This is a genomic window from Microscilla marina ATCC 23134 (genome assembly GCF_000169175.1).
Classification (GTDB): domain Bacteria; phylum Bacteroidota; class Bacteroidia; order Cytophagales; family Microscillaceae; genus Microscilla; species Microscilla marina.
The window spans coordinates 1-15,128 of record NZ_AAWS01000059.1; the positions used below are offsets into that span (position 1 = coordinate 1).

Sequence of the window (15,128 nt, forward strand, 5' to 3'; positions counted from 1 at the left end):
AAAAAAAGGTGTAAAATGATATACAAGCTAGGGATATTTATATTGCTTTTTTGTCTGAAAGCAATGGTAGTACAAGGACAAGGTAATCCAAAAATATCATTCAACATACAAGAGATAAAGCGAGTTTCTTGGTTAGAAAAAGATGGAAAAAAGGAGGATACTCTTGTTCGTTTAATAGCAAAGGTTACATTCAAGTCACTAGATAAAGATACTTTAAGGTTTATTTGGGATCACAGAGCTTTAGAAAACAAAATAATGGATAGTCATGAGGTGCTACTTAGAAAAAATACAAAGGGGAAGTTCAACAATAGCGTTGGCATTACTCAAATCTTGGATAAAAGCACCATCCTAGTAGAAAACCAAAGTAATGAATTATGTTTCTTGGGTGATATATCTTGTTTGAAGGAAACCATATATTTTGGAGGCCACTATGATTGTGAGCAAGACTGCTTAGAACAAGTAAGTATATTACCCAAACAAGAAAAAAGAATTAGGGATATCTCATTAATTTTAAATTTTCTAAGAAAAAATAAGAATGATACGAAGGTTAGATTACATTATTTATTTAAGCCTACAGAAAAGCAAATGCTTGAAGGTTACGACAGCTTAAGGTTGGTTTCCAATTGGATAAAAATTTAACTTTATCTTAGTTTAAAATCCCAGCCATTTCAAGTCTTCCAAATGAGACTGGAAAGGTTGAGTAAACATAAGCTGAGTAAAAAACTAAAGCCCAAATCATGTAAAAATGGTTTGGGTTTTCTTATGAGCCTGAAAGGTAGGAGTTTATGAGTTGTGAAAGTGTATGATTGTATATACTTTTGCAATACAGATGATTTGGGATAATCACTTTGTGTATGAGTATCATTACAAGGATCACTTGGGCAATTTGAGGGTGGCTTTCAGAGAAGGAGAAAAGAAAATTTACCGGGCTGATTTTGAATATTTTAGTGTCCATCAACAAGCAGGAATTGAGTACGATGAGGTGGTGCGGGTACCCCACCCAATGGGCAACGGATACGCGGCGAAGCTTGGGGGAAACACTTCCTCGTTAGGCTCCTGGAAAACCCTGAAGGTAAGTAAAGGTGACCAGGTATCTTCAGAGGTGTACGCCTAGGAGGCTTCCAACGAAGGCGAAGGCGGAGAGTTTGGCTTGTTTTTGGGGACGCTAACGAAGCCTTCTCAACCATCGGGAGAAACCACCCACGCCGAAAACCTCCGGACTTTACAGGTAGGTCTGAGTTTTACTCCTCCCAACCCAAGTAGTCAAAGCAGCGGTTTGCCCAATGCCTATTTGCGCTACGTGCTGTATGACGAAACGGGCACTAAAGCCTTGCAAAGCGGTCGGGTGTTTGTGACAACGGCGGCCAAGACTCACTGGGAAAGACTGCATTTTGATTATGAGGTGCCAGCCAATGGGGTGCTGCAAATTTATATCGCCAACGAAACCGAAGATGAGCCTGTGTATTTTGATGATATGGTGGTGGAACATACCCCACAATTGATTGTACAGGAGAATCATTATTATCCGTTTGGACTTGAGCTCGAAGGACTTTCTAAACACGGAAAACCGGAGCATAGGTGGAAGTTTACCAGTGTTGAACTTGTAAGTGACTTTGATCTTCAATGGTATGATTATAAATACCGTAAGAATTACAACTCACAAGTTGCCCGTTTCTTTTCTGTTGATCCAATTGCAGAGGAATATATTTATTTGACTCCTTACCAACACGCCAGCAATAACCCAGCAAGTAATATTGAAATTGAAGGCTTGGAAGGACAACCTGTTGCAGGAAATGAAAAAGCTGGAAATAAAGCGAAGCATATACCTGTAGTTGCAGGAATGTCCAAAGCTGCTGGAGAAACAGCAAAAGCAACTGTCACACAGAGTGGTGCAGGAAGAGCACTTTCAATATTAGGCGTAGCGGCTGGTACAGGTGTTTTAGTTGCCACACCTCATAAAGTTGGTGTGGGTAGCTCTTTGACTGATGATCCGAGGCATGCTCATAAATTTCGTTCTGGTGGTGAAGGTAGAGGAGGAGTTGTCGGTGAGATGCTGTTTAACATCACCAAGGCGAAAGTGGAGAACGCTTTGAATACTGATGAGCAAAGATACCTCAAAGAGCTGAGAGAAAGACCTGCTGGATCATTAAGTGGACAAGAGAAGAATGATTTGCAGTGGTTGGAAGGGAAGGAATCACAAAGTAGAGGTAGTAGTACAAAAGGAGTTGAAATCACATTTAAAACGAAGGAAGTTCCTGCTATTGCTAAACTTGCTGAACAAACATTTGTTGGTAATGAGGCTTTACGAAATGAAGCAAATGGTCTTCTAGAGCAAGTTAAAAAAGGAAATGATAATCCTGGAATTGGTACAAAGAGTATAGGAGATGGAATTCATGAATTACGAGGTAGGAAAGGGGTAAGAATATATTTTAAGAATACAGATAATGGTATAGAAATATTAGGCTACTCTGATAAAAAGAACCAGCAGAAAGTAATTAAAAAGCTAAAAGAAGTGTATGGAAAAAAGTAAACGCTCATTGACAAGGCTAAGCTTCCCAACAGGGTATAAAGCTCAAGAGATTCAGGATAGTAATGTAGATGTTTATATTATTTTGGATAATCAGGATGTTTATTATGCTACTTTCTTTACGTTGAAGAACATTCAGAAATTGATGAGTAAGGCTGGCATTGGTAGTGCTGAGGGGTGTTACTTTTGGGTTGCTGATATGGTCATCATAGAAAGCATTACTTTGAATAATATAGTTGTTGCAATTCAGGATTTAATACAAAGTTATAGCATTGATAAAGCTTTGTCTAAAGTTGGCAACGAGAGTGAGTTTGTAAGTACTCCTTCTGAGTGGTTAAATTTAGTAGAAGTTGCATAGCAAAATATAGGCTGAGCAAAAAAAAAAAAACCAAAGCCCAAATCATGTAAAAATGGTTTGGGCTTTTTTATTTCTTATGAACCTGAAAGATAGGGGTTTATGAGTTGTGGAAGCTGTATGATTGTATGTAGCTTTGTGCCAGATGATTTTGAGATAGTCATCAAGTAAAAAAAAGTTGAACCCTGTACTAAATTGTTAGTGCAGGGTTGTTTATTTTGGAACCGGGTTACAAACGCTCGTAGAAAAAAAGACACGCATTAAAATGCGCGCCAGGGGAGATTGAGTACGATGAAGTGGTGCGGGTGCCCCACCCAATGGGCAACGGATACGCGGCGAAGCTTGGGGGAAGCACTGCATCGCTGGGCCCCTGGAAAACCCTGAAGGTAAGTAAAGGCGACCGAATATCTTCAGAAGTGTACGCCTACATCAAGGAGGCTTCCAACGAAGGTGAAGGCAGAGAGTTTGGCTTGTTTTTGGGAACGCTGGCGAGGTCTTCTCAATCATCGGGAGAAACCACCCACGTCGAAAACATCCGAACTTTACAAATAGGTCTACGTTTTACTCCTCCCAACCCAAGTAGTCAAAGCAGCGGTTTGCCCAATGCCTATTTGCGCTACGTGCTGTATGACGAAACGGGCACTAAAGCCTTGCGAAGTGGGCGGGTGTTTGTGACAATGGCGGCCAAGACTCACTGGGAAAGACTGCATTTTGATTATGAGGTGCCAGCTAATGGGGTGCTGCAAATTTATATCACCAACGAAACCGAAGATGAGCCTGTGTATTTTGATGATATGGTGGTGGAACATACCCCACAACTGATTGTACAGGAGAATCATTATTATCCGTTTGGAATGAACCTGCGAGGGATTGAGAAGGTAGGGAAGCCTGAGCATAGGTATCTCTACAATGGTAAAGAAAAGCAAGAAGAGTTTGGGTTGAATTGGATAGACTATGGGGCTAGGTTTTATGATGCACAACTTGGAAGATGGCATGGAGTTGATGAGCTATCTGAAAAATATCATGCTACATCCCCTTATGCGTATGTTGTAAACAACCCGTTAAAATTTATTGACCCCAATGGTAAAGAAATAGAAAAAGGTAGCCAAAAAGAATGGGATAAGCAGAAAAAAAAGATTGCCTCTAGAAGAAGTGAATTGCAGAAAAAAATTGAGAATTTGAAAGCAAAAGCTGAAAAAAAAGGATGGAGCAAAAAGAAGTTAGCTAGAAAAATAGGCAACCGACAAGAACGTATATCAAGACTTAGCTCAACTTTGACAACAATGGATGGATTAGAGTCCAGCAAACAAACTTATGCATTGGAGAAAACCACTGATGAATTAGGAGAAACTAAACTAGATCCGAATACTAAAAATATTGTTATTAAATTTGGTGTTACGTCTAATTTTGTGCACGAAGTTACACATGCTGGTCATTTTGAAAAAGGAGAAGTTGGATTTTCTGCCAAAACAGGGAAACCGGTGTTGCATGATGTATTTGATGAAGCTGATGCATATCAAGCACAATTTGCATACAGTCCATCTAGCGTATCACAATTAAGTTCTATACATACAGCGAATTCTTTTAAAAAGATAACTGCAAGCTGGGTTCAAGGGATTACCACATCAAATAATAAGCAGCCATATAAGCCAGGCGGTAGCGCCAATACTGCTGGAGTTCGTCTTAGCATAAATTCTAAAAGAGATGACTTGATAAAAGCCTTACCAAGGTACAAGGATATGTTAATGAAATATCCTGCAAATACCAACATACTTTTCTTTTTAAAAGGCACATATTATAAGAAATGATGAAAAATTTAATAGTTCTATTGATTTATATATTTATTTCCTCTTGTGTTGCAACAAGAACAACACTTGATGATTTGCCAGGGGAGTTTTTCGGGCAAACCAAAAAAAGCAAGAAATATTTAATGGTTATCTATCACTTGATAATTAAGCAAGATGGCTCTTTTATTTGGACTCAGAAGATGCCTGGCGCAACGCCAACCTGCGAAGGAAAATGGGAAGTAGTCAATAATAAGATTTTATACCTTAAGTGCAATGAAGAGCGAGATTTAACTACAATATTAAGTTCAGGGTTTATGAATAGAAGAAGTCTGAATGTTGAGATATTGAGTAATAGTAAACTCAAAATTGATGACGTTGTTTTAAGAAAAAAAAAGTAGCCCCAGCCCTTTCAAGTCTTCTTCAGAAGACTTGAAAGGTTGAGTAAAAATAAGCTTAGTTAAAAATCAAAGCCCAAATCATGTAAACTAAAAAATATCATAATGAACCATGAACAAAGAAGAGTTAATTGATTTAGTGAAGACAATTATTGCGTGTAAGGGGACAGAAGAAGAAATGAATGCCCTGATTGACTTATTCGATGAGAATGTACCTCATCCAGAAGGGAGTGATTTTATTTTTATGAAAAAACATGAAGGGCTTACACCAGAAGAAATAGCAAATAAAGTAATGAATTATCAGCCTATAATAATACCTTCATCTAATACAGGCCAAGCGTAAAGTAGCCAAAAGTGGTGCTGAAGCAAGCTCTCAAGCTTGTGTCCGGCAAAGATAAGTTAAGGATGATTGATGATGAACGTAAAAAATGAATTAAAAAAAAATAAAGTAAAAAACTTTAGTCCTCCCACTATAGATAGTTTAGAGTTATCACAGGTTCAAGAAAGCATCAATGATAAATATTACTTAAAGTTTTTAGATGAGATGAATGGAGGATATTTCTTTAATGGTTCTTTGCACTTTTATGGAGTTTGTGCTGATCTTCCTTTCCATAGCATAATGAATGTCAACAGTCACTTAAGAAGTTGTTATAAAGACCTGTCTCAGGGTATTTTTTCTTTTGGAGAAGACTTATTTGGTAATCAATTTTGTTTTTCAAAAGATGGTGTAATTCTTTTTAACTTGGAAAGTGCAGAAAAGGAGAAAATAGCAACAAACTTTGAAGGGTTTCTTGCTGCAATATTTGACAATTCTGAAGATTTAGATTATTACACAGGGCAAAGTTTGATGCAGGAATGGCAAAGCTTAGGTCATTCCTTGCAATATGGAGAGCGTTTATGCCCCAAACAACCGTTTATTATAGGTGGGGAATTTGAGGTTGAGAATTTACACGTTAAAAGTTTTGACAAGAATTTAGAATATAACTCCAAGATTGCATATCAAATATCTAATTTACCAGATGGAACCGAAATAAAGATAACGATAGAATCTTAGAGCTTTTTAAGCTTCTACTTATTACAATAAATATATAGCCTGATTCATTCACTTGAGTCGGGATTTTTTTATTGCCCACATTAGTAGCACACCCAGTCAAAACACAGCAAGCAGCTTAAGCTTGTTTGCTCCATAAGCTAAAACAGTGGCTTGCCTAGTGCCTATTTGCATTATGTCTTTTATGACGAAACGGATACGATAGGTTTGATAAAAAGGTGACATTGCCTTATTCGGGGTATAAACATGCTTCTGATTTAGCATTAGTATGGGTACTTAGGTTATTGGAAATTAATGAAATAGGAGAAAAATGGCGATATGGCAATATAATTTTATAGTGGTTCCCAGAAAGTATTTGATTAATTCTGAAGTAAAAGTCAGTTTTGATAAAGATGGATTTTTGGATGATGAAACTTATTGGTTAAATGATAAGGTCAATTGTGACTTATTTGGAGAGATTAGCACAGTTCTTCCAAAAGCAAAGCCCTGGCATAAAGATTTGACACTTTTTGGAAGGCAAGATTCAAACTGTTTTGAGGTTTACAGTGAATATGGCCTGGTAGAGTCTGTGTCTTTTAGAATTGATTTTACCACGCTATACAAGGATATATTAGATTTCATATTAGAGTTTTTAAGGTTACATGATTTCTTGATTATTGATGAACAAGGTTACTCTTCAAGTTTAGACAGTTCAGAAATTAAAATGCTTATTGAAAACTCAAAACAGTTTCATAAGTATAAAGCATTGTCCTCTTCTATCTAATCCAATAAAGTTATTGGGTGGGGATATAGATGTTATTGCTAACGAAACAAAAACTTGGGCCAGAGACAAATAGAAAACGAGTTTTGCTGAGATTGTTGGGCTTCAAATAGCATATGGTACAGGTCGTAACTCTTTTGTAATGTATAGATACCCAGCTCTTTTAAACCTTCCGAAGGAGACTTAAAAGGCTGAGTAAATAGAAGTTTCGATCCTTACAGAACAAGTTTTCTTTGCGCAACAAAATATAAGCTGAGTAAAAAACCAAAGCCCAAATCATGTAAAAATGGTTGGGGCTTGTTTTATTTCCCTGGTATGCGTTACTCATTAGTGATCTGGAAAAAATAAGCTGTGCCAATTCAAGAAAATATATTGTTCTCAGACGATTCAAAAAAAACGGTGCATAGCCAAAGCTATGAAGCTTTTTTTTGAGAAGAATGAGGGCAATAGATACACTTTAATGGCTCAAATTATTTATGAAAGATCACTTAGACATATTTAATTCTGTCTTGGTACTTATACTCGAAAAAAAATCGCACTGCTCAAGCAAACAGTACGATTTCAGAAATAAGATGGTGAGTGAAGTATTGTATTGAACGATAATGAGTAAACTAATCGGTGTAATAGTTTAAAATGAGCACGAGTTCTTCTAACGAACTGGCCATTTTTCGGATAGGGTCGTACCAGGTATTTTGGGCTTTTACAAAATAAGTTTTTTTGCCTGAGGTATGCCATAGCTTTTTAAAAGCTGCCTGTAGCTGAGGAGCGTTGTCGGGCATTTTCAGAAACGCCTGGCCAATGGCTGTCTTCAGTGACTTGTCAAGTTGGGTACGCACTGCTATGGGGCCGTTTACTATGGGTGACGACACCCATAATACCTCCACGGCTTTTTTTGAGATCTTTCCGGTAGCCATCATTTTTTGTAAATCGTCGTAAGAGCAGGCGCCCAGGTCTGCCTTGTGGCTGGCTATCTGCCGGATGGTGTTGGTGTGGTTGTTACCAAATATAATTTCTTTAAAATGCGACTCGGTATAGTTGAGCCCCAGCGAGTTGAAATAAAGGCGGGGCACCAAATGTCCTGAAGTAGAGGTGGGGTTTACAAAGGCAAACCTCAATTGAGCTGCATTAGACTTTTTCACTACATCGGGTATGGTTTTTACTTTGGTATCGGGGTGCTTTATCAGGCAGCTTTTATAGGCAGCTGGTTGGCGGGCATCTGCCGACACTACCACCAAAGGGTCTATAGCTACTTCGGCCGACGCCAATATATACCCAAAGGTATTCAAAAAAGCAATGTCTACTTTTTTGTCTTTGAGCATTTGAATCAGCTCATTATTTTTTTGCGGAAGCAACACCACTATTTTTTTTTGGAGTTTTTTTGCCAGATAAGCGGCAATGGTTTCACCCGCTTTTTGTCTCTCTTTGAGGCTGCTTACATCGGTGCTTATGCCCACCACCAAAGGGCGCTGTGCATAGGCTATGCTTACACAAAACAAAGTGCTTGCCCAGCAAAATATAAGGGCTGCTTTGATGTACTTTTTAGGAATAATGTTCATTGTAGTATGTCATTTTTTTACTTGTCGAAAGTTACAAATTATCAGGCAGTTAGAGGTTATTAAAAGGTGAAGGAATGTTTATGTTTGTGGGGCTTTGTATAAATAATTTGGGTTGTTTTGTGAATATTAAAGGTTTTTGGTAAATCATTGGCAAAAACTGTCTGAATACCGCTTTTGAGAAAGGATTCAAGGGAGGATTCAGGCGCTTTGGGGCGATGTAAGAAATCAAAACAAAAGCTTATTTTAATTGTTGGTAATGTATGACTAAAACGATACTAATTACTGGAGGAACCGGATTGATAGGACAACGCCTGACCGAACTGTTGTTAGCCCAAAAAGGCTACAGTATTCGGTACTTGAGCCGAAGCAAACGTTCTATAAAAAATGTAGAAGTATTTGAATGGCATCCCCAGAAGGGGGAAATAGATGCAGCGGCTTTTGAAGGGGTAGATGTGGTAGTGCATTTGGCCGGAGCCGGAGTAGCCGATAAGCGTTGGACAGAAAGCCGCAAAGAAGAAATATTGAAAAGCCGTACCCAATCTACCGAGCTGATTGCTCAAACCATCCGTAAGATGTCTACTGCCCCCAAAGCATTGGTCAATGCCTCGGCCATAGGCTATTATGGTATCAACACTGGCGACCAATTGCTGCACGAAGAAAGTCCGGCGGGCAACGATTTTTTGGCAGAAGTAACCAGTAAGTGGGAAAATGCCACCAAAGAAATAGAAGAACAAGGCATTAGAACCGTAAAAATAAGGGTAGGCGTAGTGCTCAGCCCCCAAAGTGGCGCTTTGCCCAAGTTGCTTCAGCCAGTGCGTTTGGGTTTGGGGGCACCATTGGGCAGCGGCGATCAGTACATGTCGTGGATACATATAGATGACATTGCCCGCATATTTATGAAAGCCCTGGCAGATGAGACCATGCGGGGTGCGTATAATGGGGTGGCCCCTGCGCCCGTTACCAACGCCGAAATGACCAAGCGGTTGGCTTCGGTGGTGCATCGTCCTGCGTTTTTGCCCAATGTACCCGCCTTTATGCTCAAGATGATGCTGGGCGAAATGGCCTCTATTGTATTGGAAGGCAACAAAGTATCTTGCGATAAAATAGTAAGGGCTGGTTTTGAGTTTGAACACCCTGGGCTGACCGAAGCTCTGAAAGATTTATTGGGCAAGCATTAAAATAGTCTACAGACCAATGGTGGCGTAGCTCACTGCGTTCGGTTCCATAAGTATTGGGCGCTTTAGTCCATAGACCACAGTAGATGGTCGATAGTGCTGACATATACTATCAAATTATGGCTAAGGAACTGGTAGTGAGTTTAACAAAGTTACGCCACCATTGGTCGACAGTGCTGACGCTTATGATTACTTGCAAGTGTAGGCTCGGAACCGATATAAAAGTGTATTATCAACCCAAGTTACGCAGTTTTTAGGCTTGACTTCACTTCTGTTGTTAGATGGTTACTATGATTACAATTGTTGCGCAATGCGCTGATTACACCAATAAATTTTACTGCACTCAAATTATTTAAGGCACAAATTTATGGACTGTTCAACAATGGCCGCAATCTAGCAATTAAAACAATACAAATAAGCATACTTAGGAATGGTGAGCAATTAAATTACCATTCTTGAGGTAGAGGTTTTGTTTTGAGACGAGGCTATTTTTTGCGCCCATAGCAGCGCTACGGGCAATAACCGATGGCTACAGCTAGGCTGTGCCGAGCTCTGCCAACGGCTAAAAATAACGAAGTATCAAGGCGAAAAATCACCTCTCAGAGTGTAAATTTATTTTTGAACAATTCCTTAGAAGAAGTTGCGTAACATCAGTTATCAACAGAACAACACCCTAAAACGGAATCAGGCTTTTGTGGAGGGTGGTTTTGGTAAGACGCTTTGACCGATCAAAATAAAACTTAAACAACCACTTGGCTTTAGTCATCACTTTCTCGCTGATAATAGGGGAGGAGGCGGTAATAAAAAAACCTGGTGGATGCGGGGTAAGTGGAGAAGGTGATAAGCCTTGTTTTTTGCAAAACTGGGTGACTATTGCAGGGGTGGCTTTTAATGGCACTTTTTGGGCAATAACACTTTGGGCACTATCTTCTTTCATTCCTTTCCATTCAATGAGTTCGGGATTGTTTCGATGAGTAATAGGGTCGAGGCAACTGCTCAGGCTGCATAAGGTCAATAGTATAATAAAGCAGCATTTTAGGGTCACTTTTTTATCAGTTATTTTTTTTATATACACCTTCAGATCACCTCTTTCCTCTTCGATATTTCCCATCAATGGATACTCATGCCTGTTTTGTCCTACTTTATTTTTTTCTGTCATAAAAGTATCTAGTGCATTGGGGATTAAATAAGTTGCCTATTAATTTGGATGAATTAACTACGTTGAGCTCGCGAAAAGCTCGGTTTTGTTTTCTGACGAGTCGTGAAAATGGCGGATAGCCATAGCTATCTAACTTTTTTACGAGGAAGTCAGGGGGCAAAAGTCGCCAAATAATATGTGAGTAACTTAGTACCCAATGCACTAGGTTTTCACCTCATATTTAATTCCGAACAATTAGTCTATCTTCATGACTATCAACTGTACTTAGCTAAAATATTATAGCAACAAAAGTTGTTGATCTTCAAAGTAAAAGAGTAGTAAAGCTATTTATTCTTTGAATCAGACAAAAAAATAACCGCAAAATATCTTTTTAAAAAAATACTAAGTCAATAACTGACATACAGCGGGTGAATATAAACCTATGTGCTTGTTTGTTTCTCTACCTTTGCCGCACGCAAAAAAGTGGTTTGCGTTTGCCGTACTTGATGTCTGACACATCAAAATGTGCAATTTATTTATGTAATTTTTTTAATTACGATTATTCATCAATACTCCGCAGTGATTTTAGTCAAAGTTGTTTGCTGGTTCTCAGTTATTTACGAATTTAAAAACTATTTAATTGGGTGTTTGGGCGTAAAACCGACACACTTTTAAAAATAAATTGAGTAAGCAATCTTAATATAAGATACTGGTTTACAGTATTTAACAAGGTAAATATTTACTCGAATCAGCTATCGACTATCGGCTAAATACTATGGACTATTGTTCATACAACCATCAATTAAATACAATGCAAAATATCACATTGAACAAAATCCTGTTAACATTTGCTATTTTTGTCAGTAGCCTTCAACTAACTACTGCCCAACAGCAAGTAACCAACGCCCTTGTTACTACCTATCCTTATACCGAAAGTTTCGAAGAAAGTACAAACGACTGGACACTGAATGTAGGTGGAAATGATTTTAACTGGGCACGTAGCCAAAGTGGCACAGCAACAAAAGCAACCGAAGGTCAATATTATATGTATATTGACGCGGGTAGCTCTTCTAACCTGAATAAAAAAGCCGCGTTCCAAAGCCGTACTTTTGACTTGACCAGCTTAAATAAACCAAGCCTTGTTTTTGCTTTTCACTTGTTGGGTGGTGCTACCAGTATAGGTACTCTAGAGGTAGAAGCAAGCACCGATGGCACTAGCTGGACCAAGGTGTGGTCTACCGACGGAAACACTACTACTGGAAGTGGATGGACTGCACCTATGCCTGGGCACGATAATTCTTGGAAGGAAGCTGTGGTTAATTTATCTGCCCACAAATCGGCAAACACTCAATTACGTTTTGTAGGAAGTGCAACCAATATTTGGGCAAATTATATTGCCATTGATGCCATCACTATTACCGAAGATGGCGCGCCTGCTATTACAGGTGTTACGCCTTCAGGAGGCTTCCTGCATAGTCCGGTTACTATAAACGGTGTAGGTTTGACTGGCAATGGTAGCTCTTTAATAGAATTTAACGGGGCAGCTTTTTCTTTCAGTACAGCACAAGGTCCTTATATAGATTATACCTACATCAACTTTAGTATACTTGTGCCAGAGGGAGCAACTACTGGTAAAGTAACGGTGACTGTAGATGGACAAACAGCCACAAGTATGACCGACTTTCAGGTACCTTCTGTGGTGACTACTTTCCCTTATAATGAAAGTTTCGAAGCTGGAGATGCAGGTAGTTGGAAACGAAACGGAAGTGATCCTTGGTACCGCCGTGAGGGTTGGCATGGAGAACCATACTGGAGCACAAAACCCCATAAACCATCAAAGGGTTACAGCTATATCACATTGATGGGTAACAAGGGCAAAAAAGGTTCCTTGATAAGTCCTCCAGTGGATGCTCGTAAACTTAAAAACCCTACGATTACATTCGATTACCACATGGGGATATATCTTTATTACACTGATTCTTCAAGCCCTAGCATCCTTACATTAGAAGTAAGTAAAGATGGAGGAGCCACTTGGACTCAGGTTTGGCGTAAAGAACACACCCATCAAGAAGGGAATCCAAATGGGTGGACAACAGCTTCGGTTTCCTTAAAAGGTCATAGCTATGCTCAAATGTTGCTTCGTTTCTCAGGTACCAGAAGCAATTCATGGAACAATGATATCTCTATTGATAATGTAACTATTGAGGAAGTGCCTGTATTGGGGCAACCTGTGGCTGATTTTAAGGTAAGCTCTACCGAAATCTGGGAAGGCGAAAGTTTAAAGTTCAACAACGAGTCGCAAAATGCAACTTCTTATTTGTGGAAGTTCTCGCGTGGGTATAGCGACCAAACCAGTGTGGAGGAACACCTCACCGTAAAATACGATATCCCAGGTTCTTTCCATGTCATTCTGATTGCCTATAACGAACTTGGACAAAGTACAGCAAAAACGATGGCTGTTACAGTGAAGGCACGCCCAAAATTGCCTGTAGCTGATTTTAAGGTAAGCTCTACCGAAATCTGGGAAGGCGAAAGCTTAAAGTTCAACAACGAGTCGCAAAATGCCACGTCTTATGTGTGGAGGTTTACGGCTGGGTATAGTGACCGAACCAGTATGGAGGAACACCTCACCGTAAAATACGATAGCCCAGGTACCTTCTATGTTAGACTGATTGCCTATAACGAGTTTGGACAGAGTACAGCAAACAGGATGACTATTACAGTAAAGGCACGCCCAAAACTACCAGTGGCTAATTTTAAGGTAAGCACTACCGAAATCTGGGAAGGCGAAAGCTTAAAGTTCAACAACGAGTCGCAAAATGCCAGTCGTTACGAGTGGAGGTTTGAAGGTGGCGACATTTTTACCAGCACCGACACTCACCCAATTGTTAAATACGATACGCCTGGTTTTCATTTGGTAAAGCTGATTGCTTACAATGATCAAAACCAAACGGCAGTTAAATATATGAGAATTTCGGTTTTGAAAAGAGCTACTGCAAGAACTACCAGCAACACCACTACCACCATTGCTACTGTAGATGTAAAAGTTTACAGCAAAACAGGCGCTTTACTAAAAACAACTAAAATTGCTGAAAATGCTCCACCTGCCAAAAGCTTAAAAGGCTTACAAAACGGTTTGTATTTTGTACATGTAGCTACAAAAACAGGGGTGCAAAAATATCAAATAATGAAATAAGATTAATCGGAAACCGACAGTTAAATCAGAAAGACTCATTTTTGGTAATCCTGTAAACTATTAAACAAAAACGACGGTAGACAATTTGGTTTACCGTCGTTTTTGTTTTTATACACGGGCTGTTTTTCGTGGCGAGGTAAAAAAACGAGTCATTATTTCACTGATTTTTTTCTACAATTGCGTTTAAGTATACCTTAAGCACGTCAAAGTGTGCTATAGTACGTGGAATGTGTAACTGTTTTCTCCCTTTTTTTGTTTGATAGCCTACCACCAAATACAATTGATTAAGCGTTGTTTGTTGAATCTGGGACAAAGCAATTTTTCTTTTAGTCAAACGCTTGCCTCCCACCACCAGTTGGTGCTTATCAAACCTTAGTCGTAGGCGAGCATTGGCAAAGGCCTGTGGATACTCCCAGCCAAATACAATATTGAGCAAAAAGATAATAATACACCAAACAACTACGCTTGTAGCTAAGTTGGGTTGTACCTCTCCGCTAATGTCAATGACACAATGCCCAAAAACTACCATCATTGTTACCAGAAACGAGGTAAAGCCTATTGTTGACAAAAAATCTTTCCATAAATACCTTCGATGAACTTTTTTGCTTTGGGCAGTCATATCAAACCTGACAAGTTCAAAAGAAGGGTAGGCAGGTGTATCTGGGTGTGGCCAGGGGAAGTTTTGTCTTTTTTGGCGGGCGCGTTGGGTCAACATTTCATAGTTTGCCCAAAAATTTTCGTTGCCCATTCTTGTATGCTGGTTGTTTGTCAGGTAATCGTTCCAAAGCAATTGGGCTTGTATGTCTATTGAGGGAGATGGAGTCATGGGAATAAGTGGATCACAGTTGATGCATTGATTTTAATACGGATAAACGTTAAGCAATGGTTTTGCACAAAGGAAAAATCAAGAAATAGCAGGTGACCTGAGTGTGGGAATAAGCTTGGGAAAAACGTAACTAAATCACTATAAGCATGTTATAATATAACACAAACCCTGCTTTTACTCTTATCTTCTCAAAAAATTTCTTGCTTTTAAAATCTAAAATAATAGTTTTGTAGGCTTGCTTAAATTTTAATGCGTCAATTTCAGCCCTGTATTGAAGTTAAGCGTTAAAAGTGATACGGTCAAATACAGCAGACCTCACCCCACTGAAAACCTACCCAAATATAGACAAAAATATTGGCTTG

Annotated in this window: 14 protein-coding genes; 11 read left to right on the forward strand and 3 right to left on the reverse strand. The window is 39.1% G+C overall.

What is annotated here, in order from left to right; all coding sequences use genetic code 11:
* The 9 genes from M23134_RS32125 to M23134_RS32165 all read left to right on the forward strand — a co-directional run.
* On the forward strand, window positions 1–639 hold a 639-nt coding region (locus M23134_RS32125), incomplete at its 5' end, for a hypothetical protein (protein WP_045114774.1).
* A 190-nt stretch (window positions 640–829) separates the two neighbouring features.
* The gene (locus M23134_RS32130) at window positions 830–1,114 is read left to right on the forward strand and encodes a hypothetical protein (protein ID WP_157558756.1); all 285 of its coding nucleotides are present in this window, start codon (window positions 830–832) and stop codon (window positions 1,112–1,114) included.
* Window positions 1,115–1,276: 162 nt separating this feature from the next.
* Window positions 1,277–2,530 carry an RHS repeat-associated core domain-containing protein gene (locus tag M23134_RS40675; protein WP_053337434.1) on the forward strand — a complete coding sequence of 418 codons (1,254 nt, stop codon included), beginning with the start codon at window positions 1,277–1,279 and terminating at the stop codon, window positions 2,528–2,530.
* The gene (locus tag M23134_RS39260; RefSeq protein WP_002703908.1) at window positions 2,517–2,885 is read left to right on the forward strand and encodes a hypothetical protein; all 369 of its coding nucleotides are present in this window, start codon (window positions 2,517–2,519) and stop codon (window positions 2,883–2,885) included. The genes M23134_RS40675 and M23134_RS39260 overlap by 14 nt, the downstream gene beginning before the upstream one ends.
* A 314-nt stretch (window positions 2,886–3,199) precedes the next feature.
* Window positions 3,200–4,690 (forward strand): RHS repeat-associated core domain-containing protein, encoded by a 1,491-nt coding sequence (locus M23134_RS39265; protein ID WP_053337435.1) that lies wholly within the window; start codon window positions 3,200–3,202, stop codon window positions 4,688–4,690.
* Complete coding sequence (locus M23134_RS32150) at window positions 4,687–5,067, forward strand: hypothetical protein (RefSeq protein ID WP_045114775.1); 381 nt, start codon at window positions 4,687–4,689, stop codon at window positions 5,065–5,067. The genes M23134_RS39265 and M23134_RS32150 overlap by 4 nt, the downstream gene beginning before the upstream one ends.
* A 109-nt stretch (window positions 5,068–5,176) precedes the next feature.
* Window positions 5,177–5,407 carry a bacteriocin immunity protein gene (locus M23134_RS32155; RefSeq protein WP_002703912.1) on the forward strand — a complete coding sequence of 77 codons (231 nt, stop codon included), beginning with the start codon at window positions 5,177–5,179 and terminating at the stop codon, window positions 5,405–5,407.
* A 69-nt stretch (window positions 5,408–5,476) separates the two neighbouring features.
* Window positions 5,477–6,118 carry an SMI1/KNR4 family protein gene (locus M23134_RS32160; protein ID WP_002703914.1) on the forward strand — a complete coding sequence of 214 codons (642 nt, stop codon included), beginning with the start codon at window positions 5,477–5,479 and terminating at the stop codon, window positions 6,116–6,118.
* Window positions 6,119–6,425: 307 nt separating this feature from the next.
* Entirely contained in the window at window positions 6,426–6,878 is a 453-nt protein-coding gene (locus M23134_RS32165; protein WP_002703920.1) for a hypothetical protein, read from the forward strand.
* A 608-nt stretch (window positions 6,879–7,486) separates the two neighbouring features.
* On the opposite strand, the gene M23134_RS32170 is transcribed toward M23134_RS32165, so the two are convergent.
* Window positions 7,487–8,431, reverse strand: coding sequence for a substrate-binding domain-containing protein (locus M23134_RS32170; protein ID WP_002703922.1), 945 nt, complete (start codon window positions 8,429–8,431; stop codon window positions 7,487–7,489).
* A gap of 260 nt (window positions 8,432–8,691) precedes the next feature.
* Between M23134_RS32170 and M23134_RS32175 the strand changes: the two genes are divergently transcribed.
* Window positions 8,692–9,609, forward strand: coding sequence for a TIGR01777 family oxidoreductase (locus tag M23134_RS32175; RefSeq protein ID WP_002703924.1), 918 nt, complete (start codon window positions 8,692–8,694; stop codon window positions 9,607–9,609).
* A 670-nt stretch (window positions 9,610–10,279) separates the two neighbouring features.
* On the opposite strand, the gene M23134_RS32180 is transcribed toward M23134_RS32175, so the two are convergent.
* A complete protein-coding gene (locus tag M23134_RS32180; protein ID WP_002703926.1) occupies window positions 10,280–10,765 on the reverse strand; it encodes a hypothetical protein in 486 nt (161 codons plus the stop codon).
* A gap of 790 nt (window positions 10,766–11,555) precedes the next feature.
* Between M23134_RS32180 and M23134_RS32185 the strand changes: the two genes are divergently transcribed.
* A complete protein-coding gene (locus M23134_RS32185; RefSeq protein WP_002703928.1) occupies window positions 11,556–13,940 on the forward strand; it encodes a PKD domain-containing protein in 2,385 nt (794 codons plus the stop codon).
* Window positions 13,941–14,097: 157 nt separating this feature from the next.
* Here M23134_RS32185 and M23134_RS32190 read toward each other — a convergent pair whose 3' ends face one another.
* Window positions 14,098–14,766, reverse strand: a complete 669-nt coding sequence (locus tag M23134_RS32190; protein WP_002703929.1) for a hypothetical protein — start codon at window positions 14,764–14,766, stop codon at window positions 14,098–14,100.
* Window positions 14,767–15,128: the final 362 nt, after the last annotated feature.